This window comes from Oleiphilus sp. HI0061 (genome assembly GCF_001635675.1).
The window spans coordinates 1-6,212 of record NZ_LWFE01001055.1; the positions used below are offsets into that span (position 1 = coordinate 1).

Below are 6,212 nucleotides of genomic sequence, written 5' to 3' on the forward strand. Positions count from 1 at the left end.
AAAATCGTTTGATCATTACCTTGGCGTATATCGCGCATGAGTAGTCCAGGATTGGCCATGCACTGAATACGCCAGCGTCCCCATTGACTCAAATAGGGTAGCCAAAAGAAACGACCTTGATTAACGAGATAGTCGTCGGGTAAATACTTATTCACGATCATCAGATCCCCGCCACATAAAAGGCCTCAGTAATAAGGGCATCGTCATAGTCGTGAACAACCGTCAACCGTGGCAAGAAGTCCATTAGAAGAATGTCTAGGGTCGCTCGACAGATTTCCATGGTTAGTTGTGACTCTTCCTCTTGGCAGAATTGATCACAATAAACACGCCAGATGTCGCTAGCCATATTGACGAATCGCCAGCCTTGTTCGACTGCTCGGGGTAGAAAGTACGCGGTAAAGCTGGGTCCATTGTCGGGGTAGGTAAAGGAATCATATTGAGTCAGTATCTCCCTGAGTGCTGACTCAGACTGCACGCCGTAAAACGATGTGTGTTGACGAAAGAAGCGCCCGTATATATGGTCATTTGTCGATTGGTGAATTTGATCTAAGAGTTGATTAGACTCATTCTGATTACCCACGAACACCGACATTAGTCGGATTCTAGCGGTTTCAAATGCATCAAAAATCTCAGAAAACGCGTACAGTTGATCCAGACTTAATCGCTGCATTTCATCGACAATCAGAACGATCTGATAAGTTTGATAAAGGCTAACTAAATCCAAGGCATGTTGTACGAAGCGTGCGGCCAAAACATCCGATGAGTCGGATTTCGATACAGGCACATTGACGCTCAAGCATAGATTGTTAAAGACGCCTCGTATGGTTTTTATATCACGACGATTGATGGAGGTATAGATCACCGGAACGCGACGTTGTTGACGATTACGCAAGCGATCAACGAGACGACGTACGGCAAAGGATTTTCCAATTCGTGCCGGCCCAATAATATAGCCGCCGGTTCCTCCGGTCCATAGCCAACGTTTCACTGTTTCCTCTAATTGGAGCGATGCTTGAGTATCGAATACGACCTCTAGCGGTGTATCGATGAGGGGGTGAAAAGGCATTTCCTGGGACGTCATGATGGTTCTCCAGGATGGCTAAAAGCCGTCTGACTAGACCATGTGGCATTGGCTTTAGCTTGGCGTTTCGCTTTTACACGTTCTGGCTGATTGAGGTCGAGGGCGTCGCCGTTCGATTGAAATGTAGTGGCTACGTGTAGCAGTCTCAACGCATGCTTTGGTTCCTGCTTGTGTTTAAGTAGATAGTGCAGTAATCCCGCTAAGGGATCACGCGCCTGAATTTTATCGTGGCGAATTAATTTGTTGATGTATTTTCGGATCGTGATGGAGTGGGGGAATCGTTGCCAGGAACGTGAGCAGGTTGCTACGCCGATAGGCCTGCCCATTTCGGTGTCGACCTCAAACTTGCGAATATCACGCGCATCCATATTCGCGTAGACATGTGTTTCGCTTGGCGCTAATCGAGCGAGGTCGCCAAGGTAGTAATGCACGCGTTCAAAATACAAATAACATTGCCCGCTGTCGCGATTTCGCTTAATGGGTAATCGTAACCGGAGGCGGAACGGGTTGCGTGGCACGCCAATGTCTTCAGAGACACTGGGGTGCCAGTGATGTTGCCATTGATGCGCAAACAACGTTAGAGGGGAAGATCCGGCATTTCTTCCGCCTTTACTTAGTACGTTATGTTGAGTCAACACAATGCTAAGCGCTTCTTCAAACGTTTGCAGACTGATGGCAGGAGGTTTAGTTCGGTTTTTTGCATCTTCTCGCTTAGGGTCACGCGGATGCGATCCTGTCGTCGAAGGTAATTTATGACTATGGTGGCGATTAATATAATCAAAGGCACGTTCAACTTCACTCCGCGCGACAGGATGTTTCGGATGCCCAAACTCAAGGGTCGCCCCTTGATCAACGACAACAAGCTGTTCAATCGCCTTTGCGTGATGCATCCAGGCATTGTCAAGTGCAATGCGTTCGAATACAAGGGGCGATAAGTCAGGTAAGGACGATGGAAAAGTGGCACCCGGGTCGTAAGTAAATAAGGGGGAAGTGAGTGTCATCGGCTGCCAAGATTGCAGACAGTTATCGAGTAGTGTCTGTAGATCGAGGGCACTAGGATGGTCTGTGAGTGATAGGTGGTATCCAAGATAACACGAAGAGGCCACGTCTACTGCGATTAGTAAAGTCGCGCGAGCTAATCGCAGAGGGATTAATTCATCATTTAAACAGAGAGTCAGCCGTCCCTGGAAATCAATGACCTGCTCATCAATTTCGACACGATCCATGACCTGCAAAGGGGGCTGGCTGGCTGGAAATTTCATTCGAGCTGTGCGCTCTCGTGCTTGAAGCGCATTCGCGAGCTTTTTATGAATATGACGACGTAAGGATTCGTAACCGTACTTATTTGTGGTATAGGGGTAGCGATCGTGTGGCCAGTGTGCATCGACCAGACACTGTTTGTACATGCCAAAAATGGAATGAAGTAATAAGGTTGGTGCGTATCGTGCTTTTTTCAAGTGCGCAGCAATAGCCTCATCGATCATGACTTCGATACTAGGCAGTTCGCTGAGCAAGGCTTGAAACGCCCCTTTTTCACCGCTAGGTTTGAGCACGCTTGGCAGCGCAATAAGTCGTTCATTTGCTTTGAGATGTTGATGGGGAATTAGCGCTTTTGTCAACGGCCATTGACCGTCATGATCCTCGGTAAAACAACGATTAAGTAACTGAGTGATCCGGCCAGGGGATAAGGCGACACGCTCTGCTACGTGGTTAAGTGCGTCGCCATTTAGTACGCAACAAGCTACTTGTTGGTTACGTAGGAACGTACTTCGCACAGAAACCGGTAAGGCATCGACCTCAACCAATGGCCAATTATTGTAATCGTAGTAGTGCGGCGCTAGCGCGAGGGCATGTCGCCAACGGGACATCGGGATAACTCCAGATCATAACTGAGTCGACATTGGGTTAAATTCCCCTGAATTTTGCCGCGATGAAGTAGCCTGAATAAGGCAACTTCACTCATTGCGCGCGATTCACGGTCCAAAGGGTGTAACCAGTGACGTAAGGGGAAGGTCTGGCCTAGGGGCCACTCAAGCAGAATATTTAATTCGTGGTTGTCGGTGTTTACATGACGCGCACGATATAGCACGCGAACGATACGCCACCAATTTAATGCTTCCGTTTCACGTTCACGGGCTGATTCGTTGGCAATAAGTTCAAAGATTAGATTATGTAACTGGCAGAATGCTTTGAGTGCGGCAAGCTTTTCGTCATCCCATTCACCCCGCGGTTTAAGTTCGATAATGTAGCGACCATCACGTTTTAATACATAGGCATCGGGCCGATAGGGCACGCCTCGGTACCGAAGTTTTAGCGGTTGAGGAATGTAACTAACCACGCGAGGGTCGCCTTCTTGCAGGGCAGCATATAGGTACTCGTCATAGGAGTGAAATTCAGCGGCACCGGGATATTTGATCATTGCTTGGAGGCGACATTCGACCGCCGTGCGAAATGCGCGACCGTTGGTATGTTGTTGTGGCACTAAACTCTCAGCGGTGACAAGTCGCGCTAATCTTAGCTGCTCTCGCGTCATGTACACATCCTCAGTAGACCGAAGAGACTGTTATTTTACGTGGTAAACAACACATAAAAATAGCCTGTATTTCTGCACCAATAACCCATACATTGGTACATAGTTACTATACCTTTGTTTCTAATGGTTATTTGTTCTAGTAAGAGTGCTGTTTGGCTAAAAATAGTGGCTATAATTACCTTTAACTTGCTCCAAAATTAGGAGGCAAAAATGGAACACTTATTTGAAAAACCAAAGCAGTTATTTGAATACCGTGTTTTTGCGCAAAACCGTGAAACTTCAGGTTACCTATGCTCTTACACTTGGAATGAGTTAATCGACCATAGAGCATCGCTCTTCAACATTGATAGTAAGTACCCAAGATATTTGGTAAAGCCAGAGATATTGACGCTACTTAATAATGAAAAATATTTACCCAGAAGGTTGTTGTTAGATTTAATGTGGAGTACTGGAGCAACTGTTTCTGAAGTTCTAGGTTTAAAGCGTGAAAGCTTTAAACGGTCAGGAAGTGTTATTTTGAAGCGGCTTCATAGTAGGGCTGGGAGGCCCACAAAAGCTCAGCAAGAAATGATCTCATCTCGATCTATCTCAATTAAAGATTCGGATCTAAAAGATCGTATTGAGTCTTACATTATTGGAAACCAAATTAAACACAATCAAAGACTTTTCGGTGTGGATCGACATACTGTAAATCGTCATATACATAAACTGGTCGAACGTTCGGGAGGCTCCCCCTTTAATATAACCGCTGAAACCTTTAGACATAGCTTTGCAGTGCATCTAATGCTCTCGGGAGTACCTCAAACTAGAATCAGAAAACTTTTGGGCTTAAAAAAGTACCATCAAATAGAAAAATATGAAAGAGCCATTCCCGAAGATGTTGATGATGTTTTAAGAGGTGTACTAGATAATTACCAATACCTGTGTCTTTATCTTTCTGAAAGCGGACGTTGGCGGTTTTTGTTTACTTTGGTCAAATTAGGCTAGTAATAGCTCTCTTAAGTCATAGCGTTAACATCATGTAATTTTTTGTAAACTTATGCTACATGAGTCACGGATTGCATTAGTGAATGATGTTTAAATGGACGTCCATTTTTTACGTACGTCAATCTATTGCCGGTGAAGTGTGTCGGCAGAATTTAACAAGGAAATTGTTTATGTCTAAGTTACTATGCGGTCTAGCAGCCGGTATTCTAGTAATCAGCTCTACAACAGCTAACGCTGGATTAATTGGAGATACGGTAGATATTAAAGACAGGTTTGGCACACAATCAGCCGTTGTCGGGGCAGGGAGTGAGACGCGCACAGGTGGGTATGGTTTTGGAGTAAGTCATTTTATCAACTTGTCGGACAACGAGCTCTCAATTGGACTGGTTAATAGCTCAGCGACTCAGTGGGACTGGTCTGGATCAAATGGTGATTTCTGGGAAGTTCTAAATATGGATTCTGTTGTAGACTCTTCAGCAGTAATTTCAGGTTTTTCACAAGTTACAGGCCATTCTCTATATAGCTTTGATACATCGTTTTCAGACCACGGTATCCGAGTTGATATGGCAGGATTAAGTCCTTTTAGCATTGCTTCCGGGGATTTCGTTAGCTTTGATTTTTCCTTTGACTTTAAAGCGGTTAGTGTTCCTGAGCCAGCTACATACTCGCTGCTAGGTCTCGGGCTTCTAGCTATGGGGTTTGCGCGTCGTAAAGCTAAATAGTAGTCCAGAGTTTAGCGCAGCAGCAGCTCGGGGGAAGCCCTGAGCTTCCTCGAGAGATAAGGCTTAAGAAGCAACTTTCTTAAGGCTCTTCCTTTTTTGAATGGCGGCGATACATAGCTGTAATTACTTCGAGTTCTATGAAGGCTCATTTTCGAGCTATGTCAGTCATCGATCTTATTGTATAGCAGATTACTAAATGAATAGGGCGTTATCTTGGGTTAAATTGTATTGTTATTCCTTAACGAACAGCTTGTTAATTCTTATTCAGATTTTTTAGCGCATCATTAAGCATTTCCTCTGGCGGCTCTTCATATATAAGAGTTGTTGAGGCGTTTACATGCCCAGCAATTTTCTGAGCCACTTTAACTGACTTCTTCTGTTTATGGATCACATCTGTTATCAGTGAACGGCGACCACTATGTGAACTTGCTTTCTCGATCCCGGCCCAATTTCGGAGCATGAGAGCCATATGTTCCTGAAGTGTATTAGGAGAGTAGGGGCCACCTTTCTGGGTGATAAAGAGTGGATCACCAGGCTTTAGGTGTGATTCTTTTGATATACGAATTTGTAAATACTCAGTAAGAGCCCGCCTCAAATCAGTATCAACCATGGGAAGATCACGGGATTTACCTTTATGTTGTTTCACAGGAGGATAGAAATCTTCAGGGTTTACGTCAGCACCTACCTGAACCAGTTTTTCAACTTGACGTATCATTTGATCAAATGCTGACTTCTTAAAGCTGATGGTTTTGCGCTCATATTTACTCTTTGAGCGTTTCATGGCATCAGCGCCTTTCGTATACGAGGCGGGTAAGGTCATCACCTGAAGTAATGTGAAGTCGCAACGAGAAGTTAGTTGTGCAATCTCTTTTATTTGTAGCAAAGCAAT

At 45.0% G+C, this 6,212-nt stretch carries 6 protein-coding genes; 2 read left to right on the top strand and 4 right to left on the bottom strand.

The features are described 5' to 3' along the window. Positions 1 to 160: 160 nt before the first annotated feature. Genes A3735_RS14295 through A3735_RS14305 form a run of 3 tightly spaced genes read right to left on the bottom strand, consistent with a single transcriptional unit; the run spans position 161 to position 3,614 of the window. The gene (locus A3735_RS14295; protein WP_068515035.1) at positions 161 to 1,081 is read right to left on the bottom strand and encodes an ATP-binding protein; all 921 of its coding nucleotides are present in this window, start codon (positions 1,079 to 1,081) and stop codon (positions 161 to 163) included. After that, complete coding sequence (locus A3735_RS14300; protein WP_068515030.1) at positions 1,078 to 2,949, bottom strand: hypothetical protein; 1,872 nt, start codon at positions 2,947 to 2,949, stop codon at positions 1,078 to 1,080. The genes A3735_RS14295 and A3735_RS14300 overlap by 4 nt, the downstream gene beginning before the upstream one ends. Continuing rightward, positions 2,919 to 3,614 carry a TnsA endonuclease N-terminal domain-containing protein gene (locus tag A3735_RS14305; protein ID WP_068513285.1) on the bottom strand — a complete coding sequence of 232 codons (696 nt, stop codon included), beginning with the start codon at positions 3,612 to 3,614 and terminating at the stop codon, positions 2,919 to 2,921. Before A3735_RS14305 ends, A3735_RS14300 begins: the two co-directional genes overlap by 31 nt. A gap of 210 nt (positions 3,615 to 3,824) precedes the next feature. Between A3735_RS14305 and A3735_RS14310 the strand changes: the two genes are divergently transcribed. Together A3735_RS14310 and A3735_RS14315 are read left to right on the top strand one after the other, a co-directional pair. Continuing rightward, on the top strand, positions 3,825 to 4,601 hold the full coding sequence (locus tag A3735_RS14310; RefSeq protein WP_068515027.1) for a tyrosine-type recombinase/integrase: 777 nt from the start codon (positions 3,825 to 3,827) through the stop codon (positions 4,599 to 4,601). Positions 4,602 to 4,771: 170 nt separating this feature from the next. Continuing rightward, positions 4,772 to 5,323, top strand: a complete 552-nt coding sequence (locus tag A3735_RS14315) for a PEP-CTERM sorting domain-containing protein (RefSeq protein WP_068515024.1) — start codon at positions 4,772 to 4,774, stop codon at positions 5,321 to 5,323. Between the two features lie 253 nt (positions 5,324 to 5,576). Here the strand turns inward: A3735_RS14315 and A3735_RS14320 are convergent. Further along, positions 5,577 to 6,212 (bottom strand): site-specific integrase (locus A3735_RS14320; protein ID WP_068638182.1); only part of this gene is annotated, 636 nt, incomplete at its 5' end.